General features: G+C 67.5%; 13 protein-coding genes and 1 tRNA gene. 9 read left to right on the forward strand and 5 right to left on the reverse strand.

Annotated features, from left to right (window positions below; translation table 11 throughout):
- Positions 1–37: 37 nt before the first annotated feature.
- From PARN5_RS0113310 to PARN5_RS0113325, 4 genes are read left to right on the forward strand one after another with little or no spacing between them, the layout of a single operon-like run.
- On the forward strand, positions 38–1,180 hold the full coding sequence (locus tag PARN5_RS0113310) for an ABC transporter permease subunit (protein WP_018000267.1): 1,143 nt from the start codon (positions 38–40) through the stop codon (positions 1,178–1,180).
- A complete protein-coding gene (locus PARN5_RS0113315; RefSeq protein ID WP_018000268.1) occupies positions 1,180–2,286 on the forward strand; it encodes an ABC transporter permease in 1,107 nt (368 codons plus the stop codon). Before PARN5_RS0113310 ends, PARN5_RS0113315 begins: the two co-directional genes overlap by 1 nt.
- Positions 2,283–3,878, forward strand: a complete 1,596-nt coding sequence (locus tag PARN5_RS0113320; RefSeq protein ID WP_018000269.1) for an ABC transporter ATP-binding protein — start codon at positions 2,283–2,285, stop codon at positions 3,876–3,878. The genes PARN5_RS0113315 and PARN5_RS0113320 overlap by 4 nt, the downstream gene beginning before the upstream one ends.
- Complete coding sequence (locus PARN5_RS0113325) at positions 3,875–5,092, forward strand: glycosyltransferase (protein WP_018000270.1); 1,218 nt, start codon at positions 3,875–3,877, stop codon at positions 5,090–5,092. Before PARN5_RS0113320 ends, PARN5_RS0113325 begins: the two co-directional genes overlap by 4 nt.
- A gap of 37 nt (positions 5,093–5,129) precedes the next feature.
- Here the strand turns inward: PARN5_RS0113325 and PARN5_RS23560 are convergent, their stop codons facing one another.
- The 3 genes from PARN5_RS23560 to PARN5_RS0113340 form a co-directional block, all read right to left on the reverse strand.
- Complete coding sequence (locus tag PARN5_RS23560) at positions 5,130–6,317, reverse strand: Hint domain-containing protein (RefSeq protein ID WP_018000271.1); 1,188 nt, start codon at positions 6,315–6,317, stop codon at positions 5,130–5,132.
- A 238-nt stretch (positions 6,318–6,555) separates the two neighbouring features.
- Entirely contained in the window at positions 6,556–7,962 is a 1,407-nt protein-coding gene (gene glnA / locus PARN5_RS0113335; RefSeq protein ID WP_018000272.1) for a type I glutamate--ammonia ligase, read from the reverse strand.
- 73 nt (positions 7,963–8,035) lie between these two features.
- Positions 8,036–8,374, reverse strand: a complete 339-nt coding sequence (locus PARN5_RS0113340) for a P-II family nitrogen regulator (RefSeq protein ID WP_010398051.1) — start codon at positions 8,372–8,374, stop codon at positions 8,036–8,038.
- A 141-nt stretch (positions 8,375–8,515) separates the two neighbouring features.
- On the opposite strand from PARN5_RS0113340, the gene PARN5_RS0113345 reads away from it, so the two are divergent.
- The 5 genes from PARN5_RS0113345 to PARN5_RS0113365 all read left to right on the forward strand — a co-directional run bounded on the left by PARN5_RS0113345 (position 8,516) and on the right by PARN5_RS0113365 (position 14,852).
- Positions 8,516–10,111, forward strand: coding sequence for a bifunctional ADP-dependent NAD(P)H-hydrate dehydratase/NAD(P)H-hydrate epimerase (locus tag PARN5_RS0113345; RefSeq protein WP_018000273.1), 1,596 nt, complete (start codon positions 8,516–8,518; stop codon positions 10,109–10,111).
- A 76-nt stretch (positions 10,112–10,187) separates the two neighbouring features.
- Positions 10,188–10,272 (forward strand) — tRNA-Leu (locus tag PARN5_RS0113350).
- Positions 10,273–10,597: 325 nt separating this feature from the next.
- Positions 10,598–11,752 (forward strand): hypothetical protein, encoded by a 1,155-nt coding sequence (locus tag PARN5_RS22140; protein ID WP_018000274.1) that lies wholly within the window; start codon positions 10,598–10,600, stop codon positions 11,750–11,752.
- 230 nt (positions 11,753–11,982) lie between these two features.
- Positions 11,983–12,483 (forward strand): hypothetical protein, encoded by a 501-nt coding sequence (locus PARN5_RS0113360; protein WP_198289589.1) that lies wholly within the window; start codon positions 11,983–11,985, stop codon positions 12,481–12,483.
- Between the two features lie 68 nt (positions 12,484–12,551).
- The gene (locus PARN5_RS0113365) at positions 12,552–14,852 is read left to right on the forward strand and encodes a Tex family protein (protein ID WP_018000276.1); all 2,301 of its coding nucleotides are present in this window, start codon (positions 12,552–12,554) and stop codon (positions 14,850–14,852) included.
- Positions 14,853–14,916: 64 nt separating this feature from the next.
- On the opposite strand, the gene pdxY is transcribed toward PARN5_RS0113365, so the two are convergent.
- A complete protein-coding gene (gene pdxY / locus PARN5_RS0113370) occupies positions 14,917–15,747 on the reverse strand; it encodes a pyridoxal kinase (RefSeq protein ID WP_018000277.1) in 831 nt (276 codons plus the stop codon).
- Positions 15,744–16,508, reverse strand: coding sequence for an MOSC domain-containing protein (locus PARN5_RS0113375; protein ID WP_018000278.1), 765 nt, complete (start codon positions 16,506–16,508; stop codon positions 15,744–15,746). The genes pdxY and PARN5_RS0113375 overlap by 4 nt, the downstream gene beginning before the upstream one ends.
- Between the last annotated feature and the right edge of the window lie 37 nt (positions 16,509–16,545).

Genomic DNA, 16,545 nt, shown 5'->3' on the forward strand with positions numbered 1-16,545 from the left:
GGGCCCGGGCGCGGAGCAAGGCGGAGCAAAGGGGCGGATGGCAGCCTATATCCTGCGGCGTTTGCTGCTGATCATACCCACGCTGATCGGCATCATGCTGGTCAATTTCACGCTGACGCAATTCGTCCCCGGCGGCCCGATCGAGCAGATCATCGCCCGCGTCCAGGGCGAGGGCGACGCCCTGCGCAACATCACCGGCGGCGGCGATGCGCAGGCGGCGCAATCGACCGAATATGCCGGCGCCCGCGGCATCCCGCCCGAGCTGCTGGACCAGCTGGAAGTGCAGATGGGCTTTGCCAGGATCGCCTGCACGCCCGCACATCAGGGCGAGCCCGACCTGAGATCGCCCGATTGCCACAAGGAAAAGATCGGCGCCGCGCAGCGCTTCCTGATCATGCTGGGCAATTACCTGCGCTTCGATTTCGGCACCAGCTTCTTCCGCTCGATCTCGGTCATCGACCTGGTGCTGGAAAAGATGCCGGTCTCGATCACGCTGGGGCTGTGGTCGACGCTGATCGCCTATCTGATCTCGATCCCGCTGGGCATCCGCAAGGCGGTGCGCGCCGGGACCGCCTTCGACACCTGGACCAGCGGCATCATCATCGTCGGCTATGCCATCCCGGCCTTCCTGTTCGCGGTGCTCTTGATGGTGCTCTTCGCCGGCGGCAGCTATTGGCAGATCTTTCCGCTGCGCGGGCTGACCTCGGACAATTTCGCCGACCTCAGCCTGTGGGGCAAGGTCAAGGACTATCTCTGGCACATCACCCTGCCGGTGCTGGCGACGACGATCTCCAGCTTCGCCACGCTGACGCTGCTGACCAAGAACAGCTTCCTGGACGAGATCAACAAGCAATATGTCATGACCGCCCGCGCCAAGGGCCTGACCGAGCGCCGCGTGCTTTACGGCCACGTCTTCCGCAATGCCATGCTGATCGTGATCGCGGGCTTTCCGGCCATGTTCCTGGGCGTGTTCTTCGGCTCCTCGATCCTGATCGAGACCATCTTCTCGCTCGACGGCCTTGGCCGGCTGGGCTTCGAGGCGGCGGTGCAGCGCGACTATCCGGTGATCTTCGGCACGCTCTATGTCTTCGGCCTGCTGGGCCTGCTGGTCGGGATCCTATCGGACCTGATGTATGTGCTGGTCGACCCCCGCATCGACTTCGAGCGGAGGGCCGGCTGATGGCGATGTCGGAACTGAACCGCCGCCGGCTGCGCAATTTCCGCCGCAACACGCGCGCCTTCTGGTCGCTGATCCTGTTCACGCTGCTGTTCGTGGCCTCGCTGTTCGCGGAGCTTATCGCCAACGACAAGCCGATCGTGGTCAGCTACCGGGGCGGGCTGTATTTCCCGGTCTACAAGTTCTACCCCGAGACCGCCTTCGGCGGCGATTTCGGCACCGAGGCGATCTATACCGACCCCGGCGTGCAATGCCTGATCGTCACCGGCGGCCGGCAGGAATGCTGGGACGATCCCGAGGGCACCGAGAAACTGGCCCGCGACACCGGCGAAGTCGGCGGCGAGGCGGTCGAGAAGGGCTGGATGATCTGGCCGGCGATCCCCTATCATTACCGCACCATCAACAATGTCGGCACCGCGCCAAGCGCGCCAGACCGCGCGCATTGGCTCGGCACCGACGACACCTCGCGCGACGTGCTGGCGCGAGTGATCTATGGCTTTCGGCTGTCGGTCCTGTTCACGCTGATCGTGACCGCCATCAGTTCGGTCATCGGCATCGCCGCCGGCGCCGTGCAGGGCTATTTCGGCGGCCGCACCGACCTGTTCCTGCAACGGATGCTGGAAATCTGGGGCTCGACGCCCTCGCTTTACGTCATCATCATCCTGTTCGCGATCTTGGGGCGCAGCTTCTGGCTGCTGGTCTTCGTCTCGATCCTGTTCGGTTGGCCGGCGCTGGTCGGCGTGGTCCGGGCCGAGTTCCTGCGGGCGCGAAACTTCGAATATGTCCGCGCCGCGCGGGCGCTGGGGGTCAGCGACCGCACCATCATGTTCCGCCACATCCTGCCCAATGCCATGGTCGCGACGCTGACCATGCTGCCCTTTGTCGTGACCGGGGTGATCTCGTCCTTGGCGGCGCTGGATTATCTGGGCTACGGCCTGCCGACCTCGGCGCCCTCGCTGGGCGAACTGGCCTTGCAGGCCAAGCAGAACCTGCAGGCGCCCTGGCTGGGCTTCACCGCCTTCTTCACCTTCGCCATCATGCTGTCGCTGCTGGTGTTCATCTTCGAGGGCGTGCGCGATGCCTTCGACCCAAGAAAGACCTTCCGATGACGCCGGTTCTGGATGTGCGCGACCTGCGCATCGGTTTTCGTCAGGACGGGCAGGTGGTGCCCGCCGTGAAAGGCGTCAGCTTTGGCGTCGGCAAGGGCGAGACGGTGGCGCTGGTCGGCGAATCCGGTTCCGGCAAGTCGGTCACGGCGCTGTCGACCGTCGGTCTGCTGGGCGACAGTGCCGAGCTGTCCGGCTCGGTCAGATACGCCGGGCGCGAGCTGGTCGGCGCCTCCGAGGCGGAATTGCGCAAGGTGCGCGGCAACGACATCAGCTTCATCTTCCAAGAGCCGATGACCTCGCTGAACCCGCTGCACACGCTGGAACGCCAACTGGGCGAAAGCCTGGCGCTGCACCAGGGCCTGCGCGGGCAGGCGGCGCGGGCGCGGATCATCGAGCTTTTGACCCGCGTCGGCATCCGCGACCCGGAGAGCCGGCTGGCCGATTACCCGCACCAGTTTTCCGGCGGGCAGCGCCAGCGCATCATGATCGCCATGGCGCTGGCGAACGGCCCCGAGCTGCTGATTGCCGACGAGCCGACGACGGCGCTGGACGTGACCATCCAGGCCCAGATCATGCAGCTGCTGGCCGAGCTCAAGGCCGCCGAGGGCCTGTCGATGCTGTTCATCAGCCACGACCTCGGGTTGGTGCGCCGCATCGCCGACCGGGTCTGCGTGATGAAGGGCGGCGAGGTCGTCGAGCAGGGCCCGGTCGAACGCATCTTCGCCGATCCGCAGCACGAATATACCCGCATGCTGCTGGCCGCCGAGCCCAAGGGCCGGGCCGAGCCGCTGGTGGGCGATCCGCCCGAGGTGGTCTCGACCCGCGACCTCAAGGTCTGGTTCCCGATCCAGCGCGGTTTCCTGCGCCGCACCGTCGGTCACGTCAAGGCGGTGAACGGCGCCACGCTGTCGGTGCGGGCGGGCGAGACGCTGGGCATCGTCGGCGAATCCGGCAGCGGAAAGACCACGCTGGCGCTGGCGATCATGCGGCTGATCGAAAGCGACGGGCCGGTGGTCTATATGGGCCGCGACATCGCCGGCCTGGGCGGGCGGGCGCTGCGCGGCTTGCGGCGCGACATGCAGATCGTGTTCCAGGACCCTTACGGCAGCCTGTCCCCGCGCATGACGGTCGAGCAGATCATAGCCGAGGGCCTGGGCGTCCACGGCGTCGAACCCGGCCGCGACCGCCGGCAGATGGTCGATGAGATCATGCGCGAGGTCGGCCTCGACCCCGCGACCATGCACCGCTATCCGCATGAGTTCTCGGGCGGCCAGCGCCAGCGCATCGCCATCGCCCGGGCGATGATCCTGAACCCCAAGCTGGTGGTGCTGGACGAGCCGACCAGCGCGCTGGACATGACCGTGCAGGTCCAGATCGTGGAACTGCTGCGGCGCTTGCAGAAGAAGCACGGGCTGGCCTTCCTGTTCATCAGCCACGACCTGCGCGTGGTGCGCGCCATGTCGCATCAGATCATGGTCATGCGCGCCGGCGAGGTGGTCGAGCAGGGCACGACCGAGGCGGTGTTCGAGCATCCGCAAAGCGATTACACCCGCCGCCTGATCGAGGCGGCCTTTCTGACGGCCATCGCATGAAGATCCTGTTCGTCCACCAGAATTTTCCCGCCCAGTTCCTGCACCTGGCCCCGGCGCTGGCGGCGCGCGGCCATCACGTCATGGGGCTGACGGACGAAAAGAACCCGCGCCCCAGCCCGGTGCGGGTGGTGCGCTACAAGGCGCCCGAGGACATGAAGCTGCCCGGCATCCTGGGCCGCACCTACAGCGAACATGCCGAGCGCGGCTGGCTGACCGCGCGCGGCTGCCGGGCGCTGCGCGACCGCCACAATTATACGCCCGACGTGATCTTCGGCCATTCCGGCTGGGGCGAGACGCTGTTCCTGCACGAGATCTGGCCCCAGGCGAAGCTGCTGGTCTATGCCGAGCTTCTGTATCGCACCCGCGGCCATGACGTCGGCTTCGACCCCGAAATCAACCCGGACAGCGACGAGGGGCGGGTCGCCACCGTTGCCCGCTCGGCGCATCTGATCCAGGGGCTGGTGCAGGCCGACGCCGGCCTGGCGCCGACGCGCTATCAGGCCGAAAGCTTTCCGCCCGAGTTGCGCCAGAAGCTGACGGTGATCCATGACGGCATCGACACCGACAAGGTCTGCCCGAATCCGGCGGCGGAATTCACCCTGCCGGATGGGCGGGTGCTGCGGCCGGGCGACGAGGTGCTGACCTATGTCTCGCGCTCGCTGGAGCCCTATCGCGGCTTTCACCGCTTCATGCGCGCGCTGCCCGCGGTGCTGCGGGCGCGGCCGGATGCGCAGGTGGTGCTGGTCGGCGGCGACGGCGTCAGCTACGGCAGCCCGCCGCGGGACGCCGCCGGCTGGAAAGAGAAGATGCTGGCCGAGCTTGACGGCCAGCTCGACCTCACGCGCATCCATTTCATGGGCCGGGTGCCCTATCCGCAATACCTGGCGCTGCTGCAGGTCGCGAAGGTGCATTGCTACCTGACCTATCCCTTCGTGCTGAGCTGGTCGCTGACCGAGGCGATGGCGGCGGGCTGCCATATCGTCGCCTCGGACACCGAGCCGGTGCGCGAGCTGGTCCGGGACGGCGAGAATGGCCGGCTGGTGCCGTTCTTCGACCAGCCGGCGCTGGAGGCGGCCTTGGTCAAGGGCCTGGCCGGCGACCCCGAGGCGGCGCGGCTGAAGGCGGCGGCGCGGCAGGCGATCCTGGACGGCTATGACCTCAAGCGGCACAGCCTGCCGCGGCTGATCGACTGGGTGGAAAGCTTCGCGCCCTGACGAAAAGGCCGCGCCGGACGGGCGCGGCCTTGGGTTTTCAGGCGATCAGCGGCTGGCCGTTCTGCGCGTGGCGATGCGCGAGCTTGCGCGCCTGCCGGCCCGAGGCCAGCAGCCGGGCGCCCAGGGGCTCGTGCAGCCGCTCGGCCAGTTCCGGGAAGATCGCCGTGATCTCGGCCACCGCCTTGGCGGGCAGCGATTCCAAGGCCTGCGGACCCAGATAGAGCGACTCGGTCGCGGCGCCGTTGGCCTGCACGACCTCGTGGCGGTCGAACAGCAGGTGGACATATTCCACCGCCTCGAGGTCATGCGCCAGGTCGACGCCCTCGATCAGCAGCAGCTGCTTGGCCGCGACCAGGATCTCGTCCGTGCCGAACATGCGCCGGGCGATGCGCGAGCGCAGCAGGATGCGGTGCTGCGGCGAGACCAGCAGATCGGCGGCCGGCTGGTTCGGCCCCAGCGCGCCGGCCTTGATCCGCACCGGCACCAGCGCCGGATTGGCGGCAAGCTTGCCGGCATCGAAGCGCCGGCGGCCGATCCAGCGGATCGGCTGGGCGCCATGGTCGGCGGTCAGCACCAGGTCGCCGACCGTCAGCGTCTCGACCGCGACGGCGCCCCGCGGCGTGTCGATCAGCGTGCCGGCGGTGAAGCAGGGGAAGACCTCGGCGTCGTCGAGGTCCAGCGTGCCTTCCGCGTCATAGGCGACATTGACCACGACAGTGTCGAGCAGGTCCTGGATCGCACCCGCGAAGGGTGCCAGCAGCTCATTGTCCGCGAGTTCCGAGATATTGATGTCGGCCAGGTTGATGGACGTTCCCAAGGGCGGCAAGCCGATGGTGCCGGTGATTGTCAACCCGAGGTGGTCCGCATCCAGCGGCTCGTCGCTGACGAAACTGACGGTGCCATCGCTGGCCGTCATGAAGGAGCCGCTGATCGGATTGAGCTGGATCGAAAGCGAGGCGAGGCCAAGGTCCAACCCCACCGCCGCCGTCGACAGCGTGCCCGTGCCGGCAAAGGTGCCTTCAGCCAGCGAATCGCCATTGGCATCGACCAGCGACATCGCGTCGCCTCGGTCGAGCGTCGTGGCTTCGGTAGCCTCGACGTCATATTGCGAGAATTCGTTCGAAGTATAGAGTTCGTTGAGCAGCAGGTTGTTGCCGAGGCCGAGCACCGGGGTTTCGGCGTTCAGATCGATGGTCGCGTCGGGAATCTGTGTGTAATATGGCATTCTTAGCTCCTGTGACAGGCAGGGAGGACCCTTGCCGAAGGCTGGAAGGCAGCAACCGCCGGCAGAGAAGCCGAAGGATGCCGCTCAATCAGAAGGCGAAACCGACCAAGATAGCAAGCCCTAAGCGGTTTTCCGCGCAAAATTTTTCATCTATTTCAATTGTCTGCTTTTGTCTGCCTGAAATGCGCACGAAAAAGCCGCCCCGAAGGGCGGCTTTCCGGATCGTTCTGAAACTGGCTCAGCAGCTGTAATACATCGCGTATTCGATGGGGTGGGGGGTATGCTCATAGGCATAGACCTCTTCCCATTTCAGCTTGATATAGGCTTCCAGCTGGTCGCGGGTGAAGACATCGCCCGCCAGCAGGAAGTCCATGTCCTTCTCGAGCTCCTCCAGCGCCTCGCGCAGCGAGCCGCAGACGGTCGGGATCTCGGCCAGCTCTTCCGGCGGCAGGTCGTAGAGGTCCTTGTCCGAGGCCGGGCCCGGGTCGATCTTGTTCTTGATGCCGTCGAGGCCGGCCATCAGCAGCGCCGCGAAGGCCAGGTAGGGGTTCGCGGCCGGATCGGGGAAGCGGGCCTCGACGCGCTTGGCCTTCGGCGATTCGGTCCACGGAATGCGCACGCAGCCCGAACGGTTGCGGGCCGAATAGGCGCGCAGCACCGGGGCCTCGAAGCCGGGGATCAGCCGCTTGTAGCTGTTGGTCGCCGGGTTGGTCAGCGCGTTCAGCGCCTTGGCGTGCTTCAGGATGCCGCCGATGAACCACAGCGCCTCCTGGCTCAGGTCGGCATATTTGTCGCCGGCGAACAGCGGCTTGCCGTCCTTCCAGATCGACATATTGACATGCATGCCCGAGCCGTTGTCGCCCTTCATCGGCTTCGGCATGAAGGTCGCCGACTTGCCATAGGCCGCCGCCACGTTGTGGATGACGTATTTGTATTTCTGGATGTTGTCGGCCTGCTGGACCAGCCCGCCGAAGATCATGCCCAGCTCGTGCTGGCCCGAGGCGACCTCGTGGTGGTGCTTGTCGACCTTGATGCCCATGCGCTTCATCGTGGACAGCATCTCGCCGCGGATGTCCTGCGCCGCGTCGATCGGGTTCACCGGGAAATAGCCGCCCTTGTGGGGCGCGCGGTGGCCGAGGTTGCCGTCCTCATAGGCGGTGTCGGTGTTCCAGGCGGCATCGACCGAGTCGATCTCGAACGAGACCTTCTGCGGCGAGATCTGGTATTTCACGTCGTCGAACAGGAAGAATTCGGCCTCGGGCCCGAAATAGGCGGTGTCGCCGATGCCGCTGGATTTCAAATAGGCCTCGGCCTTGACCGCAGTGCCGCGCGGGTCGCGGGGATAGGCCTCGCCGGTGTCGGGCTCGACCACGTTGCAATGCACGCAGAGCGTCTTTTCGGCATAGAACGGGTCGATATAGACCGAGGACGGGTCGAGCATCAGCTTCATGTCGGACTGGTCGATGGACTTCCAGCCGGCGATCGACGAGCCGTCGAACATGAAGCCTTCCTCGAAGAAGTCCTCGTCGACCAGGTCGGCGACCAGCGTGACGTGCTGCAGCTTGCCCTTGGGATCGGTGAAGCGGACGTCGACATATTCGACCTCTTCCGTCTTCATCAGATCCAGAACATCCTTGACTTGCATTGGGGTTCCTTCCTCCATCAGTCAGCCCGGCGCCGCCGCCGGGCGAGTGTCTTCGAAAAACTGTGCGGGTGGATCAGACGGCGTCGTCGCCGGTCTCGCCGGTGCGGATGCGGATCGCCTGTTCGACGGGCAGGATGAAGATCTTGCCGTCGCCGATCTTTTCGGTGCGCGCGGCCGAGATGATGGCATCCACGGCGGCCTCGACCAGGTCGTCGGGCAGCACCATCTCGATCTTCACCTTGGGCAGGAAATCCACGACATATTCCGCGCCGCGATAAAGCTCGGTATGGCCCTTTTGCCGGCCGAAGCCCTTGACCTCGGTGACCGAAAGCCCCTGCACGCCGACTTCCTGAAGGGCCTCTTTCACATCGTCCAGCTTGAAGGGCTTGATGATGGCTTCGACTTTCTTCATCGCCTGATCCTTCTCTCGCGACTTGCCTGCGCCCTGATTGGCGGGTTTGATGGGGCCAGTCCATGCGGCTTGGCGGGGAATGCGGCATGAAACCGGCAAATCCCGAATGGCTGCCTTAATATTGTGCGGAATGCCTAAATTATGAGCGACGATTTGGCCGGCTGGCCCGAGATCCTGACGACTCGACAGATGCGCGCGGTCGAGGATGCGGCCATCGGCTCGGGCCGGGTCAGCGGTGATGCGTTGATGGAGCGGGCCGGAGCCGCCGTGGTCGAGGCGATCTTGAACCGTTGGCCCGAATATCGCGAGCATCCCGCCCGAGCGCGCCATCGCGCCATCGTTCTGTGCGGTCCAGGCAACAACGGCGGCGACGGGTTCGTCGTGGCGCGGCTGCTGGCCGAGCGGGGCTGGCAGGTCAGGGTGTCGCTTCTGGGCGATCCCGATCATCTGCCGCCCGATGCCCGTCGCAACTATGACCGCTGGCGCGAGATCGGCTCCGTTTCGCCGGCACCCGTCGATCGCGAGCCGGTATGGCAGGCGGAAATCCTGGTGGACGCGCTATTCGGCATCGGCCTATCGCGGCGGCTCGACTCCGCTCTCTGCGACCTCTTCGACAGTATTTGCGAAGCCCTGCATAACGTGTTCGGCGGCCCGCGCAGCCCGTCTCTCGACCGAATCGTGGCGGTGGATGTTCCCAGCGGGCTTTGTGCCGATAGCGGCCGGATGCTTGCCGACGATGATCTGCCGATCCCGAGATCCGATCTGACGGTCACGTTTCACAGGCCCAAGCTCGGCCACCTGATGGAGGAAGGGCCAGAGTTCTGCGGTGCGCTGGTTGTCGCCGACATCGGCCTGGACGCATGGCAGGACCGCGCCGGCCCCTGCGTCCGCCTGGCCGGGCCGCTGCCGGGCCTGCTGAAGCGGGCCGGGCACAAATACGACCACGGCCATGCGCTGGTGCTGGGCGGCGGCCCCGGCCATGGCGGCGCGGCGCGGCTTTCGGCCCGGGCGGCGCTGCGGGTCGGCGCCGGGCTGGTGACGCTGGCCTGCCCGCCCGAGGCGCTGGCGGAAAATGCCGCGCGGCTGGATGCGGTGATGCTGGCGCCGCTGGCCGATGCCGCCGGGCTGCGCGCCCTGCTGCGCGATACCCGGCTCGGCGCCCTGGCGCTGGGACCGGGGCTGGGGCTCGAGCGCGCCCGGGCGCTGGTGCCCGAGGCGCTGGCTTCGGGCCGCGCCGCGGTGCTCGACGCCGATGCGCTGACCGCCTTTGCCGACCGGCCCGAGGCCCTGTTTGCGGCCCTGCATCCCCGCGCCCTGCTGACGCCGCATGGCGGCGAGTTCGCCCGGCTGTTTCCCGATCTTGCCGCCCGGCTCGCGGCGCCGGCCGAGGCGGGACCGGCCTTCTCGCGGCTGGACGCGGCGCGGCTGGCGGCGGCGCGGGCCGGCTGCGCGGTGCTGCTGAAGGGGCCCGACACGGTGGTCGCGGCGCCGGACGGCAGCGCCTGCATCGCGGCCGCCCTGGGCCCCGACGCGGCGCCCTGGCTGGCGACGGCGGGGGCGGGCGACGTGCTGACCGGGATCGTCGCCGGCCTGCTGGCGCGCGGCTTCGCGCCGCTGCCCGCCGCCGGGACCGGAGCCTGGCTGCATGCCGAGGCGGCGCGCGATTTCGGTCCCGGCCTGATCGCCGAGGATCTGCCCGAGCGCCTTCCGGCGGTGCTGCGCCGACTGGCGGGCTGACTTTTCCGCTCGCACGCGCCGAGGGGCTTTGCTATGACGTCCGCGATCCGCTGGCCCCGGCCGCCCGGATCGCGCCGCGGGTATGGCGGAATTGGCAGACGCACCAGGTTTAGGTCCTGGCGCCGCAAGGCGTGGGGGTTCAAGTCCCTCTACCCGCACCATCGAAACAGCATCGGATACATCCGCAGGGCGATCAGCCACGGCCGATTCGCGTCTTGCGCGGGTTTTCCGTGCATCGGGCCATCCTGCAGGCATGACCCATCCTGTGGGTATCGCACGATTTTTGCACGCCCAGAGCGAATTCTCCCGCAGTTCATCCGTCCTTAATATGTCCAATTTAGCCTGCGCAAGCATGGAGGCGGACAGGCCAGCAGCTTCTTGCCAAGCGGGTCACGGGCTTTCGGCGCGATGGCGCCGCAGCCGAATCGGCCAGCTTTACCGGCGGAAGCCTCGCGTGCTTAGCCAAGCCCCGAGAAAGGACACCACATGCCAACAAACAACGACGATCTCATCTACAGCACGTCTGTGAACGACCGCATCCAGGGTCTGACCGGCGCGGATACCTTCTACTGGACCCCCAGCGGCCAGGATACGTTCATTGGCGGCGACCAGGGCGAACGCTACGATGCGAACCCTTATCTGGACCGCTCGGGCGGCGATCAGCTGCACATCCAGGGCAGCGCCGGGGCCAACGTCCGCTTCGCCACCACCGAAGACGGGCTGATCAAGGTCGGCGGCCACAGCCTGAAATTCGAGGGAATCGAGCGTTTCTACGGCACCAGCGGCAATGACACGATCCGCGCCGCCGGCTCGAGCCTGAACGAGGCGCATTCCGGCACGCCGGTGCATGGCGTCACCATCTATGCCGGCGCCGGCCATGACATCATCACCGGCACCGCGACCGACGACGTGCTGGACGGCGGCGCGGGCAACGACTCGATCTGGGGCGGGGCAGGCAACGACTTCATCCAGTCCTCGACCGGCCACGACCTGATCTATGGCGGCATCGGCGATGAAAACATCCGTTGGGGCCTGGGCGACGACGTGGCGCCGGGCAACGACACGATCTACGGCGGCGGTGGCCACGACCTGATCAACATCTGGGCGGTCGAGCCGGATCACACCGGCGCTTATGTCGAATATATCACCAGCTCCAAGGGTCGCGCCTATACCGACATGGGCAATGTCCACAACGTGCTGCACTTCCAGAGCATGGAGCAGGGCTGGACCCATCAGGGCCGCGACACGGTGACCGGCGCCAATGCCAGCGTCGGCGTCAACGCGACCGGCATCCAGTTCAACACCCGCTGGGACAATGACCTGCTGATCGGTACCAATGGCCGCGACACGCTGGAGGGCGGCGAGGATCGCGACACCATCGAGGGCGGGCGCGGCAACGACCTGATCTCGGCCAATGGCGACTTCACCAGCTGGCAGGCCCCGGGCGACGGCGACGTCGACACGCTGGTCTTCCACGCCGGCTTCGGCCACGATACCGTGCTGGCCTTCGACGAGGGCCTGGACATCCTGCAATTCGACCGCGGGATGAGCTATTCGGTCTCGGAGGTGGCGCGGGGCACGCTGCTGACCTTCAACACCGGCGACACGATCCTGCTGTCGAACGTCTTCGACTTCAACTGACGCGGGTGCGCGGCCGGGACGTCCGGCCGCGCGTCGAATCGTGCCCTTGCAGGTTGGGGTTGGATTTTCCCTTGGTTCGCACAACCGGGAAGCCCAGTGCCTGATCGGGCGAGGCGCGGGAAAATTTCGCCTTTTCAGTGGCCTGACTCACCGTCAGGACGCCGACCACACCTGTCCCAAAGGTTAACTGGCCTCTGGGGCCCGAGATCGCTTTAATTGTATTTCATTGAATGGTCTCAATTTTCGGTTGGTGGGTGATGGTGGTGAATGGTAAGTCCCTGCATGTTGCAGGCGCGGCGCAAGCGGCTGGCGAATGGGTTTTCGACCATCTGCATGGTTCGGGCATCGAAATCGCCGGGCTGGGCTTCACGGGCTCGGTGCCGGAATGGTGCGAACTGGGCTTCTCGATCTGCGAAAGCTATCTGATCGAGGCGCAGAATCTTTTCCTTGAACAGGATCTCGGCGGCTTCCTGTCGATCGCCGAGGCCCAGCTGGACGACGATCTGGCCGATCAGGCGCTGGCCCATGCCAACGCGCTGCTGGCGGGCGTGGCCTTCCGCTGGCTGGCCGGCCAGCTGCATCTGGTCGAAACCGAGGTCGAGCCGGACCTGAACTGGCAAGCGCTCGCCAACCTGTGGCGCGCGATGGAGACGACGCAGGGCGACATGCGCCTGCCGCGTCTGGACGCCGGTTTCGAAGCCCAGCTGCGCTCGGCCTTGCGGCTGAGCTGAGCCGCGGCGCTTGGCGGGCGCGGCGGCTTTGGGTAAGACTGGCGGTCCAGCAGGAAAGGACGCCGGAATTGGACGCAGCCGACCGCATCGCCCGCATCATCGCCCAGGAAATCAACGCCAGCCCCGCGCAGGTCGTCGCCGCGACCGGGCTGCTGGACGGTGGCGCCACGGTGCCCTTCGTCGCCCGCTACCGCAAGGAGGTGACGGGCGGTCTTGACGATACCCAGCTGCGCAACCTGTCGGAACGGCTGGCCTATCTGCGCGAACTCGAGGCGCGGCGCCTGGCGATCCGCGACCAGATCCGCTCCCAGGGCAAGCTGACCGAGGATCTGGCCCGCGCCATCGCCGGGGCCGAGACCAAGGCCGCGCTCGAGGACATCTATCTGCCCTTCAAGCCCAAGCGCCGCACCAAGGCGATGATCGCGCGCGAAAACGGGCTGGAGCCGCTGCTGCGCGCCATCCAGGCCGACCGTGCGTCGGCGCCCGAGGCGCTGGCCGCCGCCTATCTGACCGAGGCGGTGCCAGACGTGAAATCGGCGTTGGACGGCGCCCGCGACATCCTGGTCGAGGAACTGTCCGAAAACGCCGTCCTGCTGGGCCGGCTGCGCGAATTCATGCAGGCCGAGGCCATCGTCTCGGCGCGTGTGGTGCCGGGCAAGGAGCAGGCCGGCGCCAAGTTCAGCGACTATTTCGCCCATGCCGAGAAATGGTCCGCCATTCCCGCGCATCGCGCCCTGGCGATCCTGCGCGGCGTCAAGGAAGAGGTGCTGACGGTCGAGATCGCCCCCGAGCCCGAGACCGGCGTGGCGCGGGCCGAGGGCATCGTCGCCCAGGCGCTGGGGCGGCTGGGCGACCTGCCGGGCGATGCCTGGCTGCGCAAGATGGCCGGCTGGTGCTGGCGGGTGCGGCTGTCGAACACCATGTACATCGACCTGCTGACCGAGCTGCGCAGCCGCGCCCATGCCGAGGCGATCCGGGTTTTCGCCCGCAATCTCAAGGATCTGCTGCTGGCCTCGCCCGCGGGGCCGCGCCCGACCATCGGCCTTGACCCCGGCATCCGCACCGGCGTCAAGCTGGCCGCCGTCGATGCGACCGGCAAACTGGTCGAGACGGCGACGCTGTATCCCTTTCCGCCGAAATCCGACCTGCGCGGCGCCGAGGCCGCGCTGGCCGCCGCCATCCTGCGCCACAAGATCGAGCTGATCGCCATCGGCAACGGCACCGCCAGCCGCGAGACCGAGCGCATGGTCGCCGACGTGCTGAAGCGTCTGCCCCAGGGCGTCAAGGCGCCGGTCAAGGTCATCGTCAGCGAGGCCGGCGCCTCGGTCTATTCGGCCTCCGAACTGGCGGCGCGCGAATTCCCCGACCTGGACGTGTCCTTGCGCGGCGCGGTTTCCATCGCGCGGCGGCTGCAGGATCCGCTGGCCGAGCTGGTCAAGGTGCCGCCGGAATCGATCGGCGTCGGCCAGTACCAGCACGACGTCGACCAGCGCCAGCTGGCCCGCACGCTGGAGGCGGTGGTCGAGGATGCGGTGAACGCGGTGGGCGTCGACCTGAACACCGCCTCGGCGCCGCTGCTGGCGCATGTCGCGGGGCTGGGCCCGTCGCTGGCGCAGAACATCGTCGCCTGGCGCGACCAGAACGGCGCCTTCCCCTCACGCGCGGCGCTGAAGAAGGTGACGGGGCTCGGGCCGCGCGCCTTTGAGCAATCGGCCGGCTTCCTGCGCATCCGCGACGGGAAAGAGCCGCTCGACGCCTCCTCGGTCCACCCCGAGGCTTACGGCCTCGCGCGTCGGATCGTCGCCGCCTGCGGCCGCGACATCCGCCAGATCATGGGCCAGCCGCAGGCGCTGGCGGGCCTGCACGCCGAAGCCTTCGTCGATGACAGCTTCGGCCTGCCGACGGTGCGCGACATTCTGGCCGAGCTGGAAAAGCCCGGCCGCGACCCGCGCCCGAGCTTCGTCACCGCGAGCTTTGCCGAGGGGGTCGAGGACATCAAGCACCTGAAACCCGGCATGAGCCTGGAGGGGACGGTGACCAATGTCGCGGCCTTCGGCGCCTTCGTCGATATCGGCGTGCACCAGGACGGGCTTGTGCACATCAGCCAGCTTGCCGACCGTTTCATCAAGGATCCCAACGAGGTGGTGAAGGTCGGCGACGTGGTCAAGGTGCGCGTGACCGAGGTGGACGTGGCCCGCAAACGCATCGGCCTGACCATGCGCAAGGACGGCGGCGCCAGCGCGCGCGATGCGCAGGCCGAGCGCGCGCCCAAGGCGCAGCCCGGGCGAGGCCCGAAATCGGCCGGCCCCGCCGGCGGCGCGCCGGGCGCGCTGGGAGCGGCGCTGATGAATGCGCTGAAGAAGAGCTAGGGGGCTCTGCCCCCGTCGCGCGTTCCGCGCGCCTCCCCCGGGGTATTTGGAAAACGGAGAAGGGCTAGAGCGTCAGAAGCGCGGCGCGGAAATCGGGGTCGGTCAGGACGACCTCTTTGGTGCCGAGTTCGGCGGCGCGCTTGAGGGCGCGGGTGGTCTGGACCTGGGCAAAGTCCACCGCCTGGGGCAGGGACCGGCCGCGGCCCAGGGCGGCGGTGACGAGGCCGGCGAACAGGTCGCCCGTCCCGGCCATTGCCAGCGGCAGATGCGCCGTCGGGTGGCGGCTGAGGCCCGAGCGGCCGTGGATGACGCTTTCCAGCATGCCTTCGACCGTTTCGCGCAGCCGGCAGCCGGTCACGATCAGCTCTGCGCCGGGCGCCATGCGCAAGGCTTCGGCCAGGCGGGGAATATCGGCCAGTTCGGCGACGGGCTGCCCGGTCAGATGCGCGACCTCGAACGGGTTCGGAGAAGCGATGTCGGCCAGGGGCAGCAGCCGGTCCCGAAAGGTATCGGCGATGGCGCGCGGGACATACAGGCCCGGCAGCTCGTCCCCCATGACCGGATCGCAATAATAGCGCAGGCGCGGGTTCGCCGCCTTGGCGCGGGCGACGAAATCGGCCAGCAGCCCCGCCACCTCGACCGAGCCGATATAACCCGAAAGCAGGAAATCGGCGCGCTGCGGCAGGGCGCGGTCCCACAGGCCCTGCAGCAGCTCCGCGAAGAAATCCGCCGGCAGCGGCCGGCCGCGCAAAGTCGGATAATCCGGCGTGTTGGAAAAGATCACCGTCGGCACCGGCGCGACCTCGAGCCCCGCCGCCAGCATCGGGAATACGGCGGCGGAATTGCCGACATGGCCCATGACCACCTGGCTCTGGATCGAGATCACCAGGCTCATGCGCCGCCCTCGAGCCGGCGCGACCAGTCCTCGACCCGGCCGCTCTCCAGCCGGCGGACAGCATAGCGGCGCCAGCCCTCGGCCAGCACGTCGAGCGCGGCGATGCCCTGCAGTTCGGCCAGGTTCATCCGGTCGACGTAAAGCGCGCGCCACAGCCGGGCCAAGGACCACTCGGGCGCCATGCGGTCGATCCGTTCGATGCGGTCGCCGGGCGCGACGACCCCCGGCTCCAGCACCCGGTAATACCAGCCGGTGCGGCCGCTGTCCTGCACCCGGCGCGCCATGTCCGCCACGCCGAAGCGCCGCGACAGCTTCCAGCACGGCTGCCGCCCCTGGCTGACCTGGACCAGGGCCGAGCCCAGCCGGAAGACGTCGCCCACCGCCACATCCGCCTCGGTCAGCCCCCGCGTCGAGATATTCTCGCCGAAGGCCCCGGGCGCCCCGAGCAATTCTTTCTTGGAGAAATATCCCACGGGGGTCCGGGGGTGTGAAACCCCCGGTATCTCGCGGGTCCGGGGGTGTAAATCCCCCAGCGCCAAGGCTGCCAGCTCCTGCGCCCAGCCCGCATAGTGATCGAAAGGGTAGTGATGCACCGCCTTCTCGGGGCCGCCATGCACGCGGCGGTCGGCCTGCTCGTCGCCTTCGAATCCCTGCGGACCAAGCCGCAGCGGCCGGTCGACGGGATGCTTGTCGATGCCGCTGCTCTGGTCGGAGCCGGGCAGGGGGGCGGCCTTGCCGACAAGCAGGGTGATCTCGGCCATGGCGCGTGCCTTTCGCTTGGATGCGGCCAGATTAGCG

The organism is Paracoccus sp. N5, assembly GCF_000371965.1.
Classification (GTDB): domain Bacteria; phylum Pseudomonadota; class Alphaproteobacteria; order Rhodobacterales; family Rhodobacteraceae; genus Paracoccus.

Excerpts from the sequence above, each read along its gene's own strand:
- pdxY (WP_018000277.1), bottom strand. The coding sequence starts at position 15,747 with ATGAGCCTGGTGATCTCGATCCAGAGCCAGGTGGTCATGGGCCATGTC.
- PARN5_RS0113345 (WP_018000273.1), top strand. The coding sequence starts at position 8,516 with ATGAGCGACGATTTGGCCGGCTGGCCCGAGATCCTGACGACTCGACAG.
- PARN5_RS0113315 (WP_018000268.1), top strand. The coding sequence starts at position 1,180 with ATGGCGATGTCGGAACTGAACCGCCGCCGGCTGCGCAATTTCCGCCGC.
- PARN5_RS0113360 (WP_198289589.1), top strand. The coding sequence starts at position 11,983 with ATGGTCTCAATTTTCGGTTGGTGGGTGATGGTGGTGAATGGTAAGTCC.
- PARN5_RS0113375 (WP_018000278.1), bottom strand. The coding sequence starts at position 16,508 with ATGGCCGAGATCACCCTGCTTGTCGGCAAGGCCGCCCCCCTGCCCGGC.
- PARN5_RS22140 (WP_018000274.1), top strand. The coding sequence starts at position 10,598 with ATGCCAACAAACAACGACGATCTCATCTACAGCACGTCTGTGAACGAC.
- PARN5_RS0113310 (WP_018000267.1), top strand. The coding sequence starts at position 38 with ATGGCAGCCTATATCCTGCGGCGTTTGCTGCTGATCATACCCACGCTG.
- PARN5_RS23560 (WP_018000271.1), bottom strand. The coding sequence starts at position 6,317 with ATGCCATATTACACACAGATTCCCGACGCGACCATCGATCTGAACGCC.
- PARN5_RS0113340 (WP_010398051.1), bottom strand. The coding sequence starts at position 8,374 with ATGAAGAAAGTCGAAGCCATCATCAAGCCCTTCAAGCTGGACGATGTG.
- PARN5_RS0113320 (WP_018000269.1), top strand. The coding sequence starts at position 2,283 with ATGACGCCGGTTCTGGATGTGCGCGACCTGCGCATCGGTTTTCGTCAG.
- glnA (WP_018000272.1), bottom strand. The coding sequence starts at position 7,962 with ATGCAAGTCAAGGATGTTCTGGATCTGATGAAGACGGAAGAGGTCGAA.
- PARN5_RS0113325 (WP_018000270.1), top strand. The coding sequence starts at position 3,875 with ATGAAGATCCTGTTCGTCCACCAGAATTTTCCCGCCCAGTTCCTGCAC.